Raw genomic sequence first — 22,295 nt, 5'->3', positions numbered from 1 at the left:
CCACACCACGAGAAGTGAGGTCGGACGGCTCAGGAGCGGTGTGTCCGGTGGCCGTTGAGCCAGGTGCCCCGTACGGCGATCTCCCTGATGCGCAGGGGATCGACGGTGCGGGGGTCGGTGTCGAGCCAGACCAGGTCGGCGGGGGCCCCGGGGACCAGGGCCAGGCGGTCGTCGGCGAATGCCTGGTAGGCCACCCCGGCGGTCGCCGCCTCCAGGGCCTGGTCGATGGTCAGGCGCTGGTGGGGTGTCCATCCGTGTTCGGGGTGGCCGTCCGGGGTGCGCCGGGTGACGGCGGTCTGGATGCCCTCCAGCGGCACGTGCGAGCTGACCGGCCAGTCGCTGCCGAAGGACAGCCGTGTCCCGTGGCCCGCCAGTTCCGCCATCGGATACTGCCGTGCGGTACGGGTCTCCCCGATACGGGGCACGGACAACTCGGTCTGCATCGGGTCGAGCTGCGCCCACAGGGGCTCGAAGTTGGCGATCACGCCGAGACGGGCGAAGCGGGGCAGGTCCGCGGGGTCGGTGAGCTGTACGTGGGTGATCACCGGGCGGCGGTCCCACAGCGGGTTCGCCTCGATGGCCGACTCGATCGCGTCGAGGGCGGCCCGGACGCCCGCGTCACCGATGGCGTGGATGTGGACCTGGAAGCCGTCGGAGTCGAAGGCGCGGACCGCCTCGGCCAGGGCGGCCGGCTCCCATACCTGCATGCCGCAGCTGTGCGGGGCGTCCTCGTACGGGCTGAGGAGCGCGGCCGTGCCCCCTTCGATCACCCCGTCGCTGAAGAACTTGACCGTCCGTGCGGAGAGCAGGTCACCGGCCTCGCGCTCGACCCGGCTCCGGGCCCGGGCGAAGGTACCGCGCTGGGCGCGCCAGTGGTCGGGGTCGGCGCGCTGGGCCAGGTTGACCCGTACCGCGAGGGTGTCGGCCCGCTCCGCGGCCAGGTAGGCGTCGACCATCTCCGGTTCCACCCAGGCGTCCTGCACCCAGGTGAGGCCGGCGCGGGCGCAGATCCCGGTGGCGAGGGCGATCGCGTCCACGAGTTCCCCGACAGGCCGTCGCGGGACCTGATCGAGGACGAGGTCGCAGGCGTGCCATTCGCGCAGGGTGCCGAGCGGGGTGCCGTCGGGTCGGCGCGCGATCCAGCCGAGGCGGGGATCGGGGGTGTCCGCGCCGACACCGGCCCGCCGCAGCGCCTCGGTGTTGCACCAGACCGTGTGGTAGTCGTGGGCGCGCAGCACCACGGGACGGTCGGCGACGGCCTCGTCGAGCCATCGCGCGTCGAAGTCTCCGCCCGCCGCGAGCGAGGGGTCGTAGGACGCGCCGACGATCCACTCCGCCTCGGGGTGCCCGGCGGCCCAGCGCCCGACCTCGGCCACGACGGCGTCGACCGACCGCAGGTCCCTGATCCGGGGCCCGAAGTGCTCCAGGCCACCGAACAGGGGGTGTGCGTGACCGTCTCCGAAGGCGGGCATCAGCAGTCCCGTGCCGAGGTCGATGACCTCCGAGGCTCCGTCCGTGAGCCTCTCGGCGTCGTGTCCCAGTGCGGCCACGCGGCCGTCGCGCACGGCGAGGGCGGTGGTGTCGCCGTGCGCGTCGCCGGCGGTGCGCACGGGCCCGAGGAAGACCAGGGTTGAGGACACGGTGGGCAAACTCCTTGCTTGCAGAGGGGAACCGTGGCAGAGGCGCCGCCGGCCGGGCGGGCCGACCGCGAGGGGATCGGTGGGGTCTGTCGGAGTCGACGGTACTCAGGCGAGTACGGGAGCGCGGGGGCGGGTCCCGCGGGTTCGCGGCGCCGTGGCGACACCGGCGGTGAACAGGACGGGCGGGCATGCCACGAGCACCGCGTTCCCTGGACGGGTGGCTCCGGCCAGGGGATCCGGGTGGCGGTGGATCGGTACGGTGAGGGCGCTCGCACCGGGTGCCGCGCCCGGTCGCCGCCGGGCGGCGGCGTTCTCAGCCGTCGGCACCGCCCCGGGGCCGGTGTCGCGTCCCGCGTACGCGGTGTCGTCCGCCGACCGCCGCGGGCCGCGGCTCACCGGATCGCTCCCAGCCGGGTGGAGATCTCGTTCGCGGCCGCGATCACCAGGGGTGCCAGCTTCGGCAGATGCTCGGCGGGGAGCCGGTCCGCGGGCGCCGAGACGCTGATGGCGGTGGTGCAGGCCTCGGCGTGGTCGAAGACCGGCGCCGCCACGCACCGGATGCCCTCCTCGTGTTCGATGTCGTCGACCGCGTAGCCCTGCTGTCTGATCTCACTCAGGGCGGCCCTCAGCTGCTCGGCCGTCGTGATCGTGCGCGGTGTGTGCGCGGGCATGCCGTTCGCGATCACCAGGTCGACCGTCTCCGGTGCGGCGTGGGCCAGCATGGCCTTGCCGACGCTGGTGCAGTACGCGGGGGCGCTGTTCCCGATCCGCGAGAACATGCGGACCGGGTGCGGGGTGTCCACCTTGTGGATGTAGACGATGTTCGGGAAGTCGGCGATCACGAGATGAACGGTCTCGCGGGTCTGTGCGGCGAGTTTGAGAAGGACGTCGTGCATGCTGCGCGGCAGGTCCAGGCCCGCGAGGTAGGCCCTGCCGAGCTGGGCCATGCGCCAGCCGAGGCGATAGCGGCCCGACGGGGGGTGTTCGACCAGGCGGGCCTCCAGGAGCGGCTGGAGCAGGCGGAGCAAGGTGCTCTTGTTCAGGTCGAGTTCGCGGCTGAGCTCGGCGAGCGAATACCCGGTCCCGTCGGTCGACTCTCCCAGCTGCAGAAGGATGGAGATGGCCCGCCGCAGCGACGCCGAATTGTTACGGCGTCCCGGGGTGGGGTTCAGGTCCGGGCTCATCCTGCGTACTCCTCTCTTCCGGGGACGCCCCCGGTGCGCGTGTGGGTGCGCCGCGGCGGTCCGCGAGCGGGCATCCGCTCCTGGCGGCGGGACGGTTGTCTCCGGCGTGTTGTGCCGGCGCGGGTCTGCCGCCGATCACGCGCGGTATGGCCCGGTCGTGCCGCGTCGCTCTCTTCCCCGCACCGTGGTGCGCGGACGTGTTCTCCCGTCCCTTCCCGGGGTCGGTTCCCTCGTGTGTCACGGGTTTGTTCCGGCGCCTTACGAGCCTGGCGGGCTTCGGACCACTGGCTCGTACGGCGCCCAAAGCACTGGTCACCGGCGCGTGTGTGACCGGTTCCCGTCCGCGCGGAGTGCCGGTGCGGTCCGCCGCCGACGGCGGGATCTCCGGTCGGCCACCGCTCGGGGAGCCGGGGACGGAGGCAAGCGGAACCCTTCGCTCCTCCCGGGGTACCGGGGGCGCCCGGGGGTGGGGCCGACACGACTCCTTCCTGCCTCACCGAGCCTTGACAGCACTATGAGGCGTCAGTAAGCATTCCGCAATGCATTTCGGTGAATTGCATTGCAAACCTCATGTCTTGCGATCCGTCAGCGGCTGTGCAGCCGGACCGGGAAGACGCAGACCTGTCCAGAAGAGGTTCAGATGAAGAAGCAACACGGCCATGCCTTCCGCTCAGCAGCGGCCCTCGCGGCCTGTGCGACTGCCGCGGTCGCGGCGGGTTGCTCCCCGCCGCCCAGCGGAGGCTCGTCCTCCAAGGGCATCACCGTGGCCGAGACCGCGGCACCCTCGACGCTCGATCCGCAGGGCTCGGCGCTCTACGCCGACCGGTTCGCCTGGCAGCTGTCCTACCAGTGCCTGATGACCACCACCCCGGACGGGAAGATCGAGCCGGAGCTGGCCACCGGCTACAAGCGCTCTCCCGATGGACTCACGTACACCTTCGACCTCAGAAAGAATGTCAAGTTCCAGAACGGCGAGACGCTGACCAGCGCGGACGTCACCTACACCTTCGAACGGCTGAAGAGCAGCCCGGACGGGATCGCCAAGGAACTGTTCCCCACGTTCGAGAAGGCCGTCGCGTCCGGTGACTCGACCGTGGTGTTCCACCTCAGCCGCCCCGACGCCGGGTTCGTCAACAACATGGCGAACCCGCTGGTGTGGGGCTGCGCCGTGATGAACAAGAAGGCCGCGACCTCGGAGAAGATGGCGACCCGTATGGTCGGTACGGGTCCGTGGCAGCAGGACTCGTACCGCCCCAACAGCGAGCTGAAGCTCAAGCGGTTCGCCGACTACTGGGGCGAGAAGACCGCGTCGGAGCAGCTCACGGTGCTCTACGTCCCGGGCACCTCCACCCAGGTCAACGATCTCCGGGCCGGCAAGGTCGACCTCATCTTCACCGCCACGTCGAGCGCCAAGACCCTGTCCGGCTCCGACAAGCTGGAGGTCAAGAACGTCCCGACGGACTCCACGATCTTCCTCCAGGTCAACAACCTCACCAAGCCGTTCGACAATGTGAAGGTGCGTCAGGCACTCGCCCTCGCGCTCGACCGCACCGGCCTCGCCGAGCACGCCTACAGTGGCGACGGTGCCCGCCCCAGCGTCTACATCCCCGACAGCAACTCCTGGGCGCCCAAGCCCGCCGAGGTCCCGAACTCGACCCAGAACGCCGCCAAGGCCAAGCAGCTCCTCAAGGAGGCCGGCTTCCCCAACGGCATCTCCACCGAGCTGATGTACATCAGCGCCTACGACCCCGGCACCAACGACCTGGTGGCCACCCTCCAGGACCAGTTGGCGAAGGCCGGCATCAAGATCAAGCTCGACCCGCTGGAGGTCGGTGCGTGGGCCGACCGGCTCGGGGAGGCCAAGTACGCCCTCAGCTGGAACGCCCAGTCGTACTACTCGAACCCGTACCAGTACGTGGCACCGGCCGAAGGACGCCAGGGCCCCGTCCCGCCCCCGCTGAAGAAGCTCCTCGACGACGCCCTGAGCGCCGCCGACCCGGCCGCCTACGAGAAGGCACTCGTCGCCGTCCAGCAGTGGGAGGCCGAGAACGTGTATCCCACCATCACCCTGCTCGCGACCAACCTGCTGGTCGCCCACCAGAAGGAACTGACCGGGGTCGACATGCCCGCGAGCCAGAGCCGGGCGTTCCTGGCCCGGGTGAGCCGTGGCTAGCACTCCGGAATCGGGCCGCGCCACCGGTGGCGCGGCCCGTGCGGCGGGCGAACAGGACCCGCTGCTCGACATCGAGGGACTCACCGTGCGCTACGGCCGGGCCCAGCGGCCGGCCGTGAACGACGTCTCCTTCAGCCTCCGGCCCGGCGACCGTGTCGGACTGGTGGGCGAGTCCGGATCGGGGAAGTCGACGCTGGCGGCAGCCGTCCTGCGGCTGCTGCCGGCCTCGGCCTCGGTCACCGGCCGGGTCGATCTCGACGGCCGTGATCTGACGCACCTCAAGCCTTCCGAGCTGCGGGCCCTGCGCAGCACCCGGATGTCGCGCGTCCCCCAGGACCCCCTGGGAAACCTCAACCCGGTCTTCACCGTCGGGCGGCAGATGTCCGACGTGCTGTCCGCACACCGGTCGCTCGGCCGCAAGGAGCGCACGGCGACCGTGGAAGAGGCACTGCGGCGGGTCGGCATCGGTGACGCCGAGGTCAAGCGGCGCAGCTACCCGCACGAGTTGTCGGGAGGCATGCGGCAGCGCGTCATGATCGCCATGGCGCTGCTCAACCATCCCGACCTGCTGATCGCCGACGAACCCACCACGGCGCTGGACGTCACCGTGCAGGCGCAGGTCGTCGAACTGCTGCGGGAGCGCGTGGCCGAGGCCGGCATGACCCTCCTGCTGATCTCGCACGACATCGGTGTGGTCGCCGAGCTGTGCACCACGGTGATGGTGATGTACGAGGGGCAGATCGTCGAGAAGGGTGCGGCGTCCGAAGTCCTGACCCGGCCCACCCACCCCTACACCCGGTCCCTGATCGCCGCTGCGCGCGGCAGGGCCTCCGGCGTCGGGGACAGCCCGAGTGAGATGGTGACATGACCGGGAAGCAGACACCGACCGAGGCATCCGAGGACCGGCAGGATGTGGTGCTCGACGTCCGTGAGGCGTACAAGCACTTCCGGATGCGGCGCACCAGCCTGCGGGGCGAACGCGCCCAGGTGCACGCCGTGGACGGCATCAGCGTGCGGCTGCGGGCCGGACGCACGCTCGGCCTGGTCGGCGAGTCGGGATGCGGAAAGTCCACACTCGGGCGGCTGATCACCGGACTGGACACCCCGACGTCCGGTTCGGTGCTGGTCGGCACCGGCCTGCGCGATGTCACCGCCGGTGCGGACGGCAGGGTGCAGGCGGTCTTCCAGGACCCGGCGAGCGCCCTGGACCCCCGTATGACGGTACGGGCCAGTGTCGCCGAGGCCCTCGGCGGTGTCGAGAAGGCCGAGCGGGAGCAGCGCGTCGACGATGCCTTCGCCTCCGTCGGCCTGCCGCTCGAACTGGCCTCCCGCTACCCCCACCAGTTGTCCGGTGGCCAGCAGCAGCGCGTGTGCATCGCCCGTGCGCTGATCGCCCGCCCCGATCTCATCCTGCTCGACGAAGCGGTGAGTTCGCTGGACGCCTCCCTCCAGGCCCAGGTGCTGGACCTGCTGGAGAGACTGCAGCGCGAGACCGGCACCGCGTACGTGTTCATCTCGCACGACCTGCGCGCGGTGCGTCAGGTCAGCCACTCGATGGCGGTCATGTATCTCGGGCAGATCGTGGAGGAGGCACCGGCCGAGGCATTCGACCGGGGACTGCTCCATCCGTACGCCGTCGCCCTCCGTTCGACCGAACCCAGCATCTTCCAGGGAGAGGAGGGCATCGAACGTGTCGTGCTGCGAGGGGAGCCACCGAGCGCGGTCAACCCTCCCCCGGGCTGCCGGTTCGCGCCGCGCTGCCCGATCGCCGACGACAGGTGCGTCCAAGTCGCCCCCGAACTCACGGAAATGACCGCCGGTCACCGGGTGCGCTGCCACAAACCCGGCGAACTCACGCTGACCCGGTCCGCGCACACCGGCTCCGCCACGACGGGCGAAGCAGATCCCGGAGGAGTGCTGTGATCCTCTACCTGGCCAAAAAACTCACGGGTGCCGCCGGTGTCCTGCTGGCGCTCTCGGCGCTGGTGTTCTTCGCGGGCCGCGGACTCGTGCCGGGCAACGCGGCGTCGGTGATCGCCGGACCCAAGGCCTCTCCCGAGACCATCGCCGCGATCGAGCGGGACCTCGGGCTGGACCAGCCCCTCTACCGCCAGTACCTCGACTGGCTCTCGGGCACCCTGCGCGGCGACTTCGGAGTGTCCCCCATCTCCGGGCAGGACAACCTCGACGTGATCGCCCAGCAGGCACCGGTCTCCTTCGAACTGGCGCTCATGGGGCTGGTCATCGCGGTGGCGATCGGTCTCCCGGTCGGGGTCATCGCGGCGACCCGTTCGGGCAAGGGCATCGACTGGGGCATCCGCATCCCCCTGCTCATCGTGTTCGCCTTTCCCGGCTTCGTGTCGGGCTCCGCCGCCCTCTATCTGGCGGCGCAGTATCTGACCAACCTGTACTCGGCGAGCTACATCCCGTTCTCCGAGAGCGCCGTCGGCAACCTCCAGACCATGCTGCTGCCGGCGCTGGCGGTCGGTATCCCCACCGCGCCGCTGGTGGCACAGATGACCCGCTCGTCGATGATCGAGGTCCTCGCCCAGCCGCATGTCGTCACGGCACGCACCAACGGCATCGCGGAGTGGCGCATCCGCTACCTCTACGCCCTGCGCGCCGCCCTGCCGCCCGTGCTCACCCTGATCGGTTTCATCTTCGGATTCCTCGTCGGCGGCCTGTTCATCGTCGAGGAGATCTTCAGCCTGCCAGGACTGGGGCGCGGAGTGCTCGCCTCGATCTCGACCCGGGACTTCTCCCAGCTCACCGCGCAGGCCCTTGTCATCGCCGGCACGTTCATCCTCGGCAATCTGCTCGTCGACATCGCGCTGCCCTTCGTCGACCGACGCATCATCCACACCTAGGAAACGGGAGTCAGCGTGACCAGCACCGTCGCCCGCCCATCACCGCCCACCGCACCGTCTCCCGTACAAAAGCGCTCCTTCCGCTGGCCGCTGCGCGGCATCGTCGCCAACATCGCCGTGTTCCTCATCCTCGGCTACATCTTCCTGGCGACCTTCGGCACCTTCCTCGTGCCGTACGGCCCGAACGAGGTCAGCGCCGGCCCGCGGCTGTCGCCACCGTCGTCGGACTACTGGCTCGGGACGGACGCGCTGGGGCGCGACCAGCTCTCGCGCATCATCGCCGCCACCCGCCCCGCTCTGCTGTCCGCGACCTACGCCGTGCTGTTCGCCCTGGTGATCGGCACCGCCATCGGGGTGGCGGCCGGTTTCCTGGGCCGCTTCTGGGACGGCGTCCTGTCGCGCTTCGTGGATCTGCTGTTCGCGATCCCCGAGTACCTCCTCGCGATCCTGGTGATCGCGATGATGGGAAGCGGTCTGATCAACGCGTCACTGGCCATCGGCATCGTGACCATCCCGCGGTTCGCGCGCATCGCCCGCGGCTCGACGCTGGAGATCGCGCAGCGCGCCTTCGTCGACGCGGCGCGGTTGTGCGGCCGCGGCAGGCTGTGGATCGTGTTCCGCCACATCCTGCCCAACATCGCCTCCCCGCTCGTCATCATGACCGCCATCAACCTCTCCACCGCGGAGGGGGCCTACGCGGCACTGAGCTTCCTCGGGTTCGGCGTCCGCCCGCCCGACGCGGACTACGGCAGCATGATCTCGTCGTCCCAGCAGTACCTGCTCACCGATCCCTGGGTCGTGGCGTTCCCCTCGATCGCGTTCGTGGTCCTCGTCCTGGCGTTCAACCTCCTCGGCGACGTCCTGCGCGACCGGCTCGATCCCCACACCCGTACCGCGGCCGGCGCCTGAGCCCGGTTCGCACCCCGCACCCCGCACCCTCGCAGGAGAACATCACCGTGTCCGACTTCACCGCCCTGCTCGACGGCCATGTCCCCGAGATCCTCTCCCGGCACAACGTGCCGGGCACCGCGGTGGGCGTCCTGGCCGACGGCGAGACCACGCTGCTCGGCTACGGCGTCACCAACGTGGCGCACAGCCTGCCCGTGGATCCCGACACCGTCTTCCAGGTCGGCTCGATCTCCAAGACCCTGCTCGGATTCGTCATCGGGCGCCTGGCCGACGGGGGCCGGGTGGAGCTGGACGGTCCCGTGGCGCCGCTGTTCCCCGCCGGGACCGGCATCGACGAGCGGATCACCCTGCGGCATCTGATCACCCACACCTCGGGCATCGACGCCCAGAACATGATCGCCGACGCCCCGAATCTCCTCGCCGGCCACGCGGACGACTCCGTCCAGGCGTCGCTGGCCCACTTCGTGCGCCGCCCGCTGCTCTTCGCGCCGGGCACGGACTACTCGTACAGCGGTCCGGGGATCATGGTGGCCGCCGCGGTGGTGGAGCGCGTCACCGGCCGGCACTACACGGATGTCCTGCAGGACGAGGTGCTCAACCCCGCCGGGATGTCGGGCACGTTCACCACCGCCGACCAGGTCGTGACCCGCCGGGTCGCCGCACCGCACGGCCGCGACCGGGACGGCCGGCCCACCCTGCTCGTCGACCAGGGGTGGCAGCGGCACTGGCAGCTCCCGGGCTGGGACGTGCCCGGCGGCGGGGTCCTCAGCACGGCGCGCGACCTCATGCGGTACGCGGTCCACGTCACCTCGCCCGCCGCGCCCGGCGGCCTCTTCCGCGTCCAGGCCCATCGCGGGAGCGCGGGCCGTGACATCGGGCTCGCCTGGATGCTCGAAGACCGCGCGGGCCGCCCGTCGATGTCGCACGACGGGCTCACCATCGGCTACGCGTCACGCCTGGTGCTCGTCCCCTCCCGCGGCCTCGCCTACACCGTCCTGACGAACTCGCTGGAGGGAAGCGCCGTGGCCGAGGAGGTCGAGCGGCTGATTCTCACAGAGGCGTTCGGGGAAACGCCCGCACCCGCCCTGCTCCCGGTCCGCGACGAGCTGGCGGACGCCTTGCAGGGCACCTACGACTGCGGGTTCTACGGCACCATCACCCTCGTACCGGGGAAGGCGGAGGGCGAGATGAGGATCATCGCGAACCAGGCACCGGCCGAACCGGGCCAGTACGTCATCGCCCTCGACTCCCCCGACCGCCTGGTACTGGCTCCGCCGGACACCCTGGTCGCGCTGGCGGACGACGGAAGCCCCCTCGGGGACGCCGTCTCCTTCGTCCGCGAGCCCGACGGCACCGTGTCGGCCCTGCGCCATCACGATCGGATCGCGCGCCGGGTCTCCTGACCCGCGTGCGGGCGGAGGACCCCGGCGGGCCGGCCTCACCGGGGTCCTCCGTCCCACCGGTGTGAGCGGCCGCCGCCCGTGGCACGGGGCGACAGCCGTAGGTCGGTCAACTGAGGTGGGCGTACGGTTCGCTCCGGCCCCGCTCCTCGGCGGGCCGGGCGCTTCAGCAGGCGGCCCGGCGGTGCGACCACGAGGGCGATCCCGGCACCTGACGGACCGTACGCCGGGACGGTTCCCGTCGGCGGGCGGACCGGGGAGCGGCCGGACGACCACCGGCGAGGCTCAGCGGGCGCCGCCGAGCCGCAGCGAGATCTCCGCGGCGGCGGCCGACACCAGCGGTCCGAGCGCGGGAACCCGCTCGGCGGTGACGCGCGCGGCGGGCCCGGACACGCTGACCGCGCAGACCGCCGCGCCCGCGTGGTCGAACACCGGTGCCGCGACGCAGCGGATGTCCGGTTCGTTCTCGACGTCGTCCACCGCGTAGCCGCGCGAGCGGATCGCGGCCAGGTCGGCGCGCAGCGCCTCGGGGGTGGTGAGGGTCCGGGGGGTGCGCCGGGGAATGCCGTGCGCGATCGCCGCGTTCACCGCCTCGGTGCCGGCGTGTGCCAGCAGGGCCTTGCCCACGCCCGTGCAGTAGGCCGGACGACGGCTCCCGATGGGAGAGTGCATCCGCACCGATCGCGGACTGTCGACCTTGTCCACGTAGACCACCTCCGGCAGATCGGGGATCACCAGGTAGGAGGTCTCGCCCGTGTCGGAGGTCAACTGCTCCAGCACATCGTGGGCCGTGTCCCGCAGGTCCAGGTGGTCCAGGTAGACATGTCCCAGCTGCGCGGTGCGCGATCCGAGCCGGTAGCGGCCGGTGCGCGCGTCCTGCTCGACCAGCCGTACCTCGCACAACGGGGCCAGCAGACGCAACACCGTGCTCTTGTTCATGCTCAGGGCCGATGTCAGCTCCGTGAGTGTGGCGCCTCCCGCGCCGGCGCCCTCCCCGAGGTGGAGCAGGATGGCGAGCGCCCGCCTCAGCGAAGCGGAGTTGTTGCGCGCCGTGGCGGGCTTCCCCTCGACCTCGGTCACCGGTCCGCCCCCGGCCCCTTCCGGACCGACGGCGTGTCACACGACCAGGTCCGCCCGACGGACCCCGCACCGACCGCGCCCTGATCGCCCGGTCCCGACCGCTGTCCGGAACGGGCACCCGGCCGAGTTGCAGTCGGAACGTCCACCCCGTCGGCTGCGGGACCGGCCCCGGACGGGGGCGCTGCCACCCGGTAGGCCCCCCGGCCTCCATGCAGCACCACGTCGAACAAGGCTGGTACCTCCCCGTATTGCTTCACTTCGGTCATCATTCGGCTGTTCGCAGACCCTCTACCCTGCCAGCAACCAGCATCCGATTGCAACGTAGGACTTTGCATAACAATATTCCCAGACAAGGCACTGCCGGTAATTCCGCGCGATACCGAATCGACACCCCATCAGCACCGACAACGCCCGCAAACCCCATCACTCCACCCTCACCGCCCGAACCGCCCGCGCGGGCGGGAGAGCCGTCGCGCCGGGTGCCCCCGCTCGGCGCGAGGTCGACGGCCCTCCTCCGACAGGCCCATGCGGGCTGTTCCCTCTCCCCTTGCCGCCGTGTGCACGTGCCGTGGTCCGAGTGCCCCAAGGGCCATCGGCAACAGGCCGCACGCGCCGCGTCCGGAGAACTCTCGCAGCGGAGAGCATCACCCGGATGGGGCAGAAAGCTCCGCCACGGGCGACGCCGTCCGTGGGCCCCTCACCGAGCCCCGCGTCCACACCGATTGCTCTCGTGAACGGCGCCGCCCCTGCCGGTTCCGCGTGGGCAACAGTCCTTCGCACCACGTCTCCGGGCCTGAGGCGCGTGTCACTTCCCGGCGGCTTCGGGATGACCGGGCCGATCCGCTGCGGGCGCTGTTCCACTCCCGCGCGCGGGACAGCCCTTAGCCTCCTGGGACGATCAGCCCCGTCTCGTACGCCAGGACGACGGCCTGGACGCGGTCGCGCAGGTCCAGCTTCGACAGGATGCGGCCGATGTGCGTCTTCACCGTCGTCGGGCTGAGGAACAGCCGATCGGCGAGTTCGGCATTGCTCAGGCCCGTCGCGAGCAGGCGGAGCACTTCGAGTTCGCGCGGGGTCAGGCCGGACAGGTCCCGGTGCAGGGAGGCGGCCTTCACCTCGTCGCGCTCCGCGAAGCGTTCGATCAGCCGGCGGGTGATCGCCGGTGCGAGCAGTGCGTCGCCGGACTGCACCATGCGTACGGCGGCCACCAGATGCTCCGGGCTGACGTCCTTGAGCAGAAAGCCGCTGGCACCGGAGGTGATGGCGGCGTAGACGTAGTGGTCGAGGTCGTAGGTGGTCAGGATGATGACCCGGGTTCCGCCCGGGCCGCCGTCGGCGAGGATGCGTCTGGTCGCTTCGATGCCGTCCATCTGCGGCATCCGGATGTCCATGAGGACGACATCGGGCCGTGTGCGGCGGACCGCGGCGACCGCATCCGCCCCGTCGGCGGCCTCGGCCGTCACCTCGATGCCGTCGGCGGCGAGGATCATCCCGAAACCCGTACGCACCAGGGCCTGATCGTCGGCGATGACGGCCCGCAGGGGCGGCCTGTTCATACGGTCCGCCGGGGGACTCGCGCCGTGATCCGGTAACCTCCGGCAAGGGTCGGCCCGGACGTCAGTTCGCCGTGGTAGACCGCCAGCCGCTCGCGCAGTCCGATGAGGCCGCGGCCATTGCCGTCCGGGGGTACGGCGGCCCGCACACCGCCGGTGTCCGTGACCTCGATCTCCAGACAGTCCTCGGTGTAGCCGATCACGACGACGGCGCCGGCGCCGGGCGCGTGCTTCATGGTGTTGGTCAGCGCCTCCTGGACGACGCGGTACGCCGCGAGGTCCACCCCCGGCGGCAGCGGCTCCGGCGGCAGCGACAGCGCGACGCGCACCGGCGTCCCGGCGGAACGCACCCGCTCGATGAGCGCGCCGAGCCGTTCCAGTCCGGGCTGGGGTTCCAGGCCGTCGGGCCGTTCGTTGTCCGGCGCGGCCAACAGGCCCATCACATGGCGCAGTTCGGCCATGGCGGCCCGTCCTCCCGCCTCCACCACGAGCAGCGCTTCCTTCGACCGTTCGGGCGCCGTGTCCATCACCTTGCGGGCCGCGCCCGCCTGGATCACCATCACGCTCACATTGTGGGTCACGACGTCGTGCAGCTCGGCGGCGATCCGGGAGCGCTCCTCCTCGACGGCCCGGCGTGTGGCCTCGTCCTGGGCCTGCTGCAGCCGCGCGTACCGGTCCCGGCTCGCGGCCGACTGCCGCTGCCAGATCCGGACCAGGCCGGCGAGAACCCCGGCGCAAAGGAGCATGACGGCGGGGCTCAACCAGCCCGGCAGGATGGGTTCCGCTTCCCGGAACGCCAGGCCGGCCAGCACGGCGGCGACGCCCAGACCGGCCATCGCCCCTATCCGGTAGCGGCTGTGGACGACGGCGCTGCAGGCCCCGATGACACAGGTCACCACGTTCATCCAGGTGGCGTTCTCACCCGTGGCCAGCGTCGCGCCCATCACGACCGCGAACGCGGCCAGCGGATACCGGCGCCGGGCGAGGAGCGGCAGCGCCGACAGCACGACGAGCGGCCAGACCGCCGGGGCATGCTCGCTCTCCGGCACCCTGAAGCCCGGCGGTGGAATCGGGGGCGGATACGGAACGTCCGGCTTGATGCGGACCGGTCCGCTGTCGGGGTAACGCGCCGCCACGATCAGCGCGATGACGGTCAGTACGACGGCCAGCACCGTATCGGCGCGCACCGCCCTGCGCGGCAGCGGGGCGGCCCTCGCCTCGGGGCGCAGCGCCTCGCTCAGTAGTTCATGCCATCCGTGCCGGTCCTCCGTACCCACCGGCTCATTGTGCGGCCCCGCCCGTCCCGCCCGCATCCGCCTGTGCGACCAGGGGCCTGCCCGTGAGGAGTACGTCGCAGGGATGACCCCGCGGCCGGATCCGCCGCGGGAAGGGCCCCATGTCGGTGCCGCGGCCGACGCGCCCGCCGGACGGCCGCACCTACGTTCCCTGGAGCCAGCGAAGGCCCTCTCCGAGCGACAAGGACGGACACTCCCCATGACCCAGGTGATCGAACTGGAAGGCGTGGTCAAGCGGTACGACAGCGCCGGCACGCCGGCGCTCGGACAGCTCACGCTCACCGTCGACCGGGGCGAGGCGCTCGCCGTGACGGGCCCTTCCGGCAGTGGCAAGTCGACGCTGCTGAACCTCGTCGCCGGCCTGGACAAGCCGACCGAGGGGGCTGTGACCGTCGCCGGGCGGCGGATCGACCGGCTGAGCGAGCACGCGCTGGCCCGGTTCCGCCGCGAGCAGGTCGGCATGGTCTTCCAGTTCTTCAATCTGCTCGACGACCTCACCGTCGCCGACAACATCCAGCTGCCCGCCCAGCTGACCGGGGCCCCGCGGCGGAAGGCGGCGGCCCGTGCCGGTGAGCTGATGGAGGTGCTGGGCATCGCCCGGCACGCCCGCGCCTACCCGGGCCGGCTGTCCGGCGGCGAACGCCAGCGGGTCGCGGTGGCCCGCGCGCTGGTCAACCGGCCCGCGCTGCTGCTCGCCGACGAGCCGACCGGCGCGCTCGACACCGCCTCGGGCCACGACGTTCGGGAGCTGCTGGTGGATCTGCACCGCGGCGGGCAGACCGTTGTGCTGGTCACGCACGACCTGGCGCTGGCCGAGGCGTGCGCGAGCCGCACGATTCATCTGGTCGACGGTCACCTCGCCCGCGACACACGGGCGGAGGCCGTCCGTTGAGCCGCCGGGGCATGGGGGCGCTCGGCCGGGTCGTACGCTCAGGGGTGGGCCGGCGGCGGGTGCAGACGGTGATCGTCGCCATCGCCACGATGATGGCGGTGGCCTCGGCCGTGGTCGCCGGGTCGCTGATGATCGCCGCCGACGCGCCGTTCGACCACGCCTTCGCCAAGCAGCGCGGGGCGCACATCACCGCGCGGTTCGATCCGGCCAAGGCGAGTGCGGCGCAGCTCAAGGACACCGGGCGGCTGGCCGGCGTCACCGCGAGCGCGGGGCCGTTCCCGTCCACGATCATCCAGCCGGTGGATCCGCAGGGCCGGCAACTGCCGGGCCTGACCCTGGTCGGACGGTCCGGTTCGCGAGGTGACGTGGACAAGCTGGACCTGAAGTCCGGCCGGTGGCCGGCGAAGCCGGGCGAGATCGTGCTCTCCGCTTCGTTCACCGGCCCCTTCATCGAGATCGGCACCACCCTCACGTCCTCGGACGCCGCGGACGGCCAGGCCCTGACGGTCGTCGGCTTCGCCGTGTCGGCCGGCAGGACCGCCGACGCCTGGGCGACCCCCGCGCAGGTCGGCGCGCTGGCGTCGACGGACGGCCCGGTCACGAGCCAGATGCTCTACCGCTTCGACTCCGCGGGGACGAAGGGCGAGATCTCCGCCGGCCGGAAGAAGCTCGCCGCCGCCGTGCCCGCCGGGGCGCTGCTGGGGACCGAGTCCTGGCTGGAGGCCAAGCGTGCCGCCGACCAGGGCGCGGCGCCGACCGTCCCGTTCCTCATCGCGTTCGGTGTGCTCGGCATCGTGATGTCGGTGATCATCGTCGGGAGTGTGATCAGCGGCGCGGTCGGCACCGGCCTGCGCAGGATCGGCGTCCTCAAGGCCATCGGCTTCACCCCGCGCGAGATCGTACGGGCATATGTCGCCCAGGCGCTCATCCCGGCCGGCGCCGGCATCGCGCTGGGGGTCGTCCTGGGCAACCTCCTGGCGATGCCGCTGCTGCAGGACACCGAGTCGGTGTACGGCACGGCCGCGCTCTCGGTGGCCTGGTGGGTGAACCTGGTGGTGCCGGCCGCCGCGCTGTTCGTCGTCGGGATCACGGCACTGGTGCCCGCGCTGCGTGCCGGGAGGCTGCGTACGGTCGAGGCCATCGCGGTCGGCCGGGCGCCGCGCACGGGGCGCGGCCGGTGGGCGCACCGGGCGGCGGGGCGGCTGCCGCTGCCGCGGGCGGTGACCTATGGCCTCGCCAGTCCCTTCGCCCACCCGGTCCGTACGCTCGCGATGCTGCTCGCGGTGGCCTTCGGCACGGTCGCGGCGACCTTCGCGCTGGGGCTGACCGCGTCCCTGAACGCGGTCGGCGACGCTCAGGACCCCGAGGACCGCGCCGCCGTCACCGCCGTCACCGCCAGACCCGACACGGGGAGCGGACCGGCCCCCCACGCCGGACCGCGCCCCCAGGGCAACGGCACCACGCCCCCGTCCGCCGACCCGGCCAAGGTGCGCGCCGCCGTCGAGTCGCAGCCGGGCACCGCTTCGTACTACGGCAAGACCCAGGGGGATGCCACCGTGACCGGGATCTCCGGCACCGCGCGGCTCAGCCTTTACCAGGGCGATTCGCGTTCCGGCGGTTTTGCGATGATCTCCGGGCACTGGATCACCGGCGCCGGCCAGGTCGTGGTGCCGTGGGGCTTCCTGGAGAAGACCGGCACCAGGGTCGGTGACACGGTGCGGGTGACCTTCCAGAAGCACACGGCGACCCTGCGGATCGTCGGCGCGGCCTTCGACACGTCGGACGACAGGCCGGAGATCCACGCGGACCTCGCCGACTTCCCCTCGGCGAAGCCCAGCGTCTTCCTCATCGACCTGAGGCCGGGGGTCTCCCCCGCCGATTACGCCAGGAAGCTGGAGGCCGTGGTGCAGCCGCTCGGCGGCACCGCCATCGCCCACTCCTCGTCGGAGGGGGAGAACACGATCCTGATCCTGGAGGCGATGGCGGTACTGCTCACCCTCATGCTGGTCTCCGTGGCAGGTCTCGGTGTGCTGAACTCCGTCGTCCTGGACACCCGGGAACGTGTCCACGACCTGGGCGTCTGCAAGGCGCTCGGCATGTCACCGCGGCAGACCGTGAGCCTGGTGCTCGCCTCGGTGGCGGGGATCGGTGTGTTCGGCGGACTGATCGGCGTGCCGGCCGGGTTCGCGCTGCACGGCGTGGTGCTGCCGGTGATGGGGCATGCGGCGGGCACCGAGCTGCCGCCGTCGGTCATCGAGGTGTACGACGCTCCGCAGCTCGTGCTGCTGGGCCTGGCCGGGATCGCGATCGCCGTGCTGGGCGCGCTGCTCCCGGCGGGCTGGGCGGCCAGGGTCCGTACGGCCACGGCGCTGCGCACGGAGTGAGGACCGGCTGAACCGCCGGGTCACGTCCGCCGGAGCCGCGGGCGTCGGGCTGCCGTGCGGCCGCAGGCGGGCGATGCGTCCGTCCGGGGCAGGTGTCGAGGCGGACGTGACCCGGGCGGGGGGCCGCACACGCCGAGAAGTGGTGCGCACCCGGCGGACGCGGCGTGGACCGAGGCTCAGGGGATGTCGAGGGTGAGCCGGGCGCGTTCGCCCGCGGGACGTGCGAGAACGGGGTCGCGGTCCTCGGTGCGGGAGCCGCTCTCCGTGCTCGTGTCCCGGATGGCCCGGGAGACGCAGGCGCACACCTTCCGGGACTCCTTCTTCTCTTCGTCGCAGAAGAACACGTCGCGGTGGTCCACCCGCCCCCGGAGGCCGAGCACCTTCACCTGGCACAGGCCGCATTCGCCTTTGCGGCAGTCGGACATCATCTCGACACCCGCGCCCTCCAGGGCTTCGAGCATCGACTGGCCGGCTTCCACCGTGGTCTCGATGCCGAGCCGGGGTATGGAGACCACGAACTCCTCGGGTTCGAACCAGCCGCTGTTGCCGAAGGTCTCGTACCGCAGGTCGGTGGGAGGCAGCGCCCTGTCCTGCCAGCGGCGGCGGACGACGTCCATGAGTCTGATGGGACCGCACATGTACAGTTCCGCCGGACCCGCGGCGGCGACCTCGTCGACCAGTGCCGCCGCGTCGAGGCTCGTGCCCTCGTCGTCCACGTGGACCCGGAGCCTGTCCCCGTGGAGCTGCTCCAGCTCGGCGAGGTAGGCCATGTGTTCCCGGGTCCTGCCGACGTACACCAGGAGGTAGTCGGAAGTGAGCCGGCGGAGCACACGGGCCATCTCCGCGATCGCCGTGATGCCGACGCCGCCGGCCAGCAGGACGTACTTCTCCGCCCCTACGCGGAGGGGGAAGTTCTGTGTCGGCCGGCTCATCTCGACCGGGTCGCCGGGCCGCAGGGCGTGCATGAACACCGAGCCGCCCCGGGACCGGGGGGCGAGTTGCACGCTGAGGGTGAGAAAGCGCCCGTCGGCGCTGGAGGACACCACGGAGTACGAGCGGGTGTCCGCGCGGGCGCCGATGCCGACGACGACCTTCACATGGGACCCGGGCGCGGCCGGCCGCGGATCCCCGGTCTCCAGCACGATGCGCCGGATGCGGGTCGCCACGGACTCCGTCTCGACAACGCGTCCGGTCTGCCATCCGGCTCGGTCTTCAGCCGCCATTGTTCTTCCTCGCGTTTCGGTGAAGGGTCAGGAGCGGGCGGCGACGAGTTGTTCGGCCGTGAGCATGCGCTCGATGAGCCGGCGCACCCACATGCCGCCGGCGTCGATGTTGAGGCTGTAGAACTCGTGGTCCGGATGGGCGTCGATGGCTTCCTGCTGGGCCACGAGCATGCGCTCGTCCTCCGCGAAGACCCTCGACACGCCGTCCCTGGTCTGCGTGGTGATGAGCCGGCTGTCCAGGCGGTAGTTGCGCATGAAGGCCCAGAAGTAGTGGGAGGTCCGGTCCGTTTCCGGGGTGATGGTGTTCATCACGTAGCCGTTGACGCCCTGGCTTCGGTCACCCTCCGGTGCTCCGGTGCCCGCCTTCGCCACACCGACGTCGATACGGATGGTCGAGGGGGCCTCGAAGCGGATGATCTGCCAGCGGTCGACCCGGCCCTCGAATCCGGGGAACCTGTCGCGCAGGTTCTTCAGCCAGAACGGCGGGGCGTCGATGTCGAGCATCCACCGGGTGACCGTGACCGTGCGCTCGTCATGGGTGACGTCGAAGTCGGACTCGCTCAGCTCCTCCTGGCCGATGCTGGTCGAGTGGACGAACTCCTCATGTGTCAGGTCCATGAGGTTGTCGAGGATCAGCTGATAGTTGGCCTTCGCGTGGATGGTGAGACCGTCCCCGGCCCAGTCGGGTGAACTCATCTGGTGCAGGTCGGGCACGGTGTCCGGGTCCGCCAGCGTGGGGTCGCCGGGCCAGACCCAGATGAACCGGTGACGTTCCACGACCGGGAAGGACGGCACCATGGCGCTCGGGTTGATGGTCCTCTGAGCCGGCATGTAGGTGCAGCGCCCGGCGGAGTTGAACCGCAGTCCGTGGTAGGGGCACTGGACCTCGTCGGAACCCACCCGCTTGCCCATGGACAGCGGTGCCAGACGGTGCCAGCACGCGTCCGCGAGCGCGACCGGCCGGCCTTCCGCGGTGCGGTACAGGGCCAGGGGGCGATGCGCGACCGTCCTGGAGAAGATCTCGCTGCTCACGACCTCGTGATCCCACGCGGCCACGTACCAGGCGTTGAGCGGGTGTCCCAGGGTCTTGTTCGTCGTCGGCGTCTTCGTCTCCGGGTAACGCATCGGTCCTCCAAAGCGAGGGTTGGGCCGGTTCGCCCCGACCCAAGAGATACCTATGGAGATAGGTATCGGGGGGATGGCCTACACTATGCCTATGGCCATAGGTATTGGCAAGACCGCTGTCGGCACGGGGACCGCGACAGGTCACCACCGGGCCCGAAGGTAGGCGGCCGATGAGTCTGAGGTATGCGCTGCTCGCCCTGCTCACGGCGCGCCCGCTGACCGCCTACGACATCGCGAAGCAGTTCAGCAGTTCGGTCGGGTTCGTCTGGCACGCGCCGGACTCGCAGATCTACCCCGAGCTCCGGCGCATGGAGAAGGAGGGGTTGGTCGATGCGGAGGAGCTGCCGTCGGGTGGGCGTCGGACCAAGCGCGAGTACCGGATCACGCCCGAAGGGGTGCGGCGGTTCCGCGAGTGGGTCAACACTCCGCTGGGATACCAGCGGGAGCGGGACGTCCATCACCTCAAGGCCGCGTACCTGGAATGGTCGAGCCCCGAGGCGGCCCGGGAGCAGCTGAGGCTGCATATCGCGTTCCACACCGAACAGCTCGATCAGTGGCTGGAGTTGCGCGAGCGGCTGCTGGATCGTACCAATCCGACGCTCGCCGCACGGCTGGCCGCGTCGCCTCCGGAGCAGCACGACCGCATCGTCGCCTTCAAGGTCTTCGCCTACGACGGCCTGGTCGAGCGCGCCCGGACGGAGATCGCGTGGGCCCGCCGGGGGCTCGACCTCATCGATGAACAGTTCCCGGACGACCGATAGCCGGCCGGGGCCCGGGGGCAGGAGCTGCTGCGCGGGCCCGGACGGCGTGCGCCGGGAGGGGTGGGCGGAGTTCACATCCGGCGTCGGCGGGAGGCGGATCGAGTCGTCCTCCCGGTCGGGCCGCCGGTGAGGTGACCGCTGGTCGAGCCACTGGCTGAGGCGCCGGTCGGGATCGCGCACCGCGGGCCCGGTTCCTGGAGGATGCACGGGTGGCTCGGGGCCGTTCGGCGCGATGGGGCGGCTCGGAGCGGGACGGCCGCGAGAGCGCCACCGCGTCCGATCCGGCCCCACGGCATCAGCTGACGACCGCGGCCGGGCCCGGGACGGGGGCCCGGCGGAGGAACACCAGAGCCAGGGTGGCGAGAAGGACGACGCCGCCGACGGCGAAGTACAGCTGCGCGGGCGTCCATCCGGAGTCGAGCAGCATGCCGGCCGCCGTGGGAGCGAGGATGGCACCCGCCCGTCCGATGCCGATCGCCCACCCGACGCCGGTGGTGCGCAGCCGCGGCCCGTACAGGGAGGGGGCGAGGGTGTACAGCCCCGCGATGCATCCGTTGACGAGACCGCCGATCACGATGCCGAGGGCGTAGGCGACGCTCTGGACCGAGGTCGAGACGATGAACAGGGCCATGAACAGGGCGGAGAGCGTCGTGAACACGATGAGGAGCGTCCGTGTCGGCCTGCGGGTGGCCGCCATGCCGAAGACCACGGCGCCGACGGTGCCGCCGAGGGTGAGCATCATGCCCGCGGTCGCGCTCTGATCCGTCGTCAGTCCCGCGGTCTCCAGCAGCGCCGGCGTCCAGGAGTTGACGAAGTAGAAGCCGAACATCGTGGTGAAGAACGCGATCCACAGCAGGATCGTCGGGCGGGCGCCCGCTCCGGAGAACAGGTCCGCGATACGCCCGGCCCGGTCGGTCCCCGCGCGGGCGGACGTCTCCAGGGAGGTGACCTGTTCCTGGCCGATGCGGCGGGCGATCCGGTTGACGGCGGCCAGGTCGGTGGCGCGTCTTCGTGTGGCGAGGAACTCGATCGATTCCGGCAGCAGCAGCACGAGCAGCAGCACGAGCAGCAGCAGTGCCGCGCCGGTGAGGACCGCTCCGACGACGAACACCGCCCGCCAGCCGTGTTCGGTGCGCAGATACACCGCGGCGAGACCCCCGAGGGTGGCGCCGATGCCGTACCCGGCGGTGTAGAGGCTGATGGCGAGTCCGCGCCAGCGGGCGGAGGAGTACTCGCTGGCGATGACGGTGGTGCAGGCCAGGATGCCGCCGATACCGAGACCGGTGAGGACCCGCCAGGCGCCGAGCTGCCCTGCGGATCCCGCCGTGGCCGACAGGGCCATACCGACGGTGGCGAGTGCGACGGAGAGGAGGATGAGCGGCCGGCGGCCGACCCGGTCGGCGATGGGGGCCAGGGTGAGGGCGCCGACGGCCATGCCGATCAGTCCGGCGCTGAGCAGCACGCCGATGGCCGAGCCGCTCAGCCCGAAGTCGGCGCTGATGCTCTTGGCCGTGAAGGCCAGGGCCATGACGTCGAAGCCGTCGAGGATGTTGAGCACGATGCACAGCGCGACGATCAGCCATTGATAGGGGCTCATCGGCGCGGCGTCGATGCGGGCGCGGAGGTCCACTTCTGTTCCTTCCTGAGGGTGTGGTCCCGAAGGGCGGGCGGCGGGGATGGCGGCGGCGAGGACACCTGTGGAAGGTGTGTGGGGGTGTCGGCGGTACGGGCCGGTCTGCCGGGGGAGGTGTACTGGGGGAACCGGCGGCGGGGTGGTGTTCAGTGCCCTCGGTCGGTCCCCTGGTGGAG

The 22,295-nt window shown here is 71.3% G+C and carries 17 protein-coding genes; 9 read left to right on the top strand and 8 right to left on the bottom strand.

All coding sequences use genetic code 11. The features are described 5' to 3' along the window. Window positions 1-29: 29 nt before the first annotated feature. Together ACFYT4_RS24865 and ACFYT4_RS24860 are read right to left on the bottom strand one after the other, a co-directional pair. A complete protein-coding gene (locus tag ACFYT4_RS24865) occupies window positions 30-1,640 on the bottom strand; it encodes an amidohydrolase (RefSeq protein WP_389273054.1) in 1,611 nt (536 codons plus the stop codon). A gap of 392 nt (window positions 1,641-2,032) precedes the next feature. Continuing rightward, entirely contained in the window at window positions 2,033-2,824 is a 792-nt protein-coding gene (locus tag ACFYT4_RS24860) for an IclR family transcriptional regulator (protein WP_389273051.1), read from the bottom strand. A gap of 640 nt (window positions 2,825-3,464) precedes the next feature. Between ACFYT4_RS24860 and ACFYT4_RS24855 the strand changes: the two genes are divergently transcribed. Genes ACFYT4_RS24855 through ACFYT4_RS24830 form a run of 6 tightly spaced genes read left to right on the top strand, consistent with a single transcriptional unit; the run spans window position 3,465 to window position 10,176 of the window. Beyond that, window positions 3,465-4,997 (top strand): ABC transporter substrate-binding protein, encoded by a 1,533-nt coding sequence (locus tag ACFYT4_RS24855; RefSeq protein ID WP_389273048.1) that lies wholly within the window; start codon window positions 3,465-3,467, stop codon window positions 4,995-4,997. Continuing rightward, window positions 4,990-5,865, top strand: a complete 876-nt coding sequence (locus ACFYT4_RS24850) for an ABC transporter ATP-binding protein (protein ID WP_389273045.1) — start codon at window positions 4,990-4,992, stop codon at window positions 5,863-5,865. Before ACFYT4_RS24855 ends, ACFYT4_RS24850 begins: the two co-directional genes overlap by 8 nt. Beyond that, entirely contained in the window at window positions 5,862-6,920 is a 1,059-nt protein-coding gene (locus ACFYT4_RS24845) for an oligopeptide/dipeptide ABC transporter ATP-binding protein (protein WP_389273042.1), read from the top strand. The genes ACFYT4_RS24850 and ACFYT4_RS24845 overlap by 4 nt, the downstream gene beginning before the upstream one ends. Beyond that, window positions 6,917-7,864: an ABC transporter permease gene (locus tag ACFYT4_RS24840; RefSeq protein WP_389273039.1), complete on the top strand. Its 948-nt coding sequence runs from the start codon at window positions 6,917-6,919 to the stop codon at window positions 7,862-7,864. The genes ACFYT4_RS24845 and ACFYT4_RS24840 overlap by 4 nt, the downstream gene beginning before the upstream one ends. Window positions 7,865-7,879: 15 nt before the next feature. Beyond that, window positions 7,880-8,773: an ABC transporter permease gene (locus ACFYT4_RS24835; protein WP_389273036.1), complete on the top strand. Its 894-nt coding sequence runs from the start codon at window positions 7,880-7,882 to the stop codon at window positions 8,771-8,773. A gap of 47 nt (window positions 8,774-8,820) precedes the next feature. Continuing rightward, complete coding sequence (locus ACFYT4_RS24830) at window positions 8,821-10,176, top strand: serine hydrolase domain-containing protein (RefSeq protein WP_389273033.1); 1,356 nt, start codon at window positions 8,821-8,823, stop codon at window positions 10,174-10,176. 282 nt (window positions 10,177-10,458) lie between these two features. On the opposite strand, the gene ACFYT4_RS24825 is transcribed toward ACFYT4_RS24830, so the two are convergent. From ACFYT4_RS24825 to ACFYT4_RS24815, 3 genes are all read right to left on the bottom strand, one after another. Continuing rightward, window positions 10,459-11,253, bottom strand: coding sequence for an IclR family transcriptional regulator (locus ACFYT4_RS24825; protein WP_389273030.1), 795 nt, complete (start codon window positions 11,251-11,253; stop codon window positions 10,459-10,461). An 881-nt stretch (window positions 11,254-12,134) separates the two neighbouring features. After that, window positions 12,135-12,809, bottom strand: coding sequence for a response regulator (locus ACFYT4_RS24820; protein ID WP_389273027.1), 675 nt, complete (start codon window positions 12,807-12,809; stop codon window positions 12,135-12,137). After that, window positions 12,806-14,083, bottom strand: coding sequence for a sensor histidine kinase (locus ACFYT4_RS24815; protein ID WP_389273024.1), 1,278 nt, complete (start codon window positions 14,081-14,083; stop codon window positions 12,806-12,808). Before ACFYT4_RS24815 ends, ACFYT4_RS24820 begins: the two co-directional genes overlap by 4 nt. Window positions 14,084-14,300: 217 nt before the next feature. On the opposite strand from ACFYT4_RS24815, the gene ACFYT4_RS24810 reads away from it, so the two are divergent. Further along, window positions 14,301-14,993: an ABC transporter ATP-binding protein gene (locus ACFYT4_RS24810; protein ID WP_389273021.1), complete on the top strand. Its 693-nt coding sequence runs from the start codon at window positions 14,301-14,303 to the stop codon at window positions 14,991-14,993. 11 nt (window positions 14,994-15,004) lie between these two features. After that, window positions 15,005-17,377, top strand: a complete 2,373-nt coding sequence (locus ACFYT4_RS24805) for an ABC transporter permease (protein WP_389273186.1) — start codon at window positions 15,005-15,007, stop codon at window positions 17,375-17,377. 176 nt (window positions 17,378-17,553) lie between these two features. Here the strand turns inward: ACFYT4_RS24805 and ACFYT4_RS24800 are convergent, their stop codons facing one another. Continuing rightward, a complete protein-coding gene (locus ACFYT4_RS24800) occupies window positions 17,554-18,600 on the bottom strand; it encodes a PDR/VanB family oxidoreductase (RefSeq protein ID WP_389273018.1) in 1,047 nt (348 codons plus the stop codon). Window positions 18,601-18,627: 27 nt separating this feature from the next. Then, window positions 18,628-19,725, bottom strand: coding sequence for a Rieske 2Fe-2S domain-containing protein (locus ACFYT4_RS24795; protein WP_389273015.1), 1,098 nt, complete (start codon window positions 19,723-19,725; stop codon window positions 18,628-18,630). A gap of 170 nt (window positions 19,726-19,895) precedes the next feature. Between ACFYT4_RS24795 and ACFYT4_RS24790 the strand changes: the two genes are divergently transcribed. Further along, window positions 19,896-20,486: a PadR family transcriptional regulator gene (locus ACFYT4_RS24790; protein ID WP_389273012.1), complete on the top strand. Its 591-nt coding sequence runs from the start codon at window positions 19,896-19,898 to the stop codon at window positions 20,484-20,486. Between the two features lie 295 nt (window positions 20,487-20,781). Here the strand turns inward: ACFYT4_RS24790 and ACFYT4_RS24785 are convergent, their stop codons facing one another. Beyond that, window positions 20,782-22,116, bottom strand: a complete 1,335-nt coding sequence (locus ACFYT4_RS24785; protein ID WP_389273009.1) for an MFS transporter — start codon at window positions 22,114-22,116, stop codon at window positions 20,782-20,784. Window positions 22,117-22,295: the final 179 nt, after the last annotated feature.

It is taken from the genome of Streptomyces sp. NPDC004609 (assembly GCF_042873655.1).
Taxonomy (GTDB): domain Bacteria; phylum Actinomycetota; class Actinomycetes; order Streptomycetales; family Streptomycetaceae; genus Streptomyces.
The sequence above is the reverse complement of the archived record's forward strand: the minus strand, read 5'-3'. Positions and strand labels throughout refer to the sequence as shown.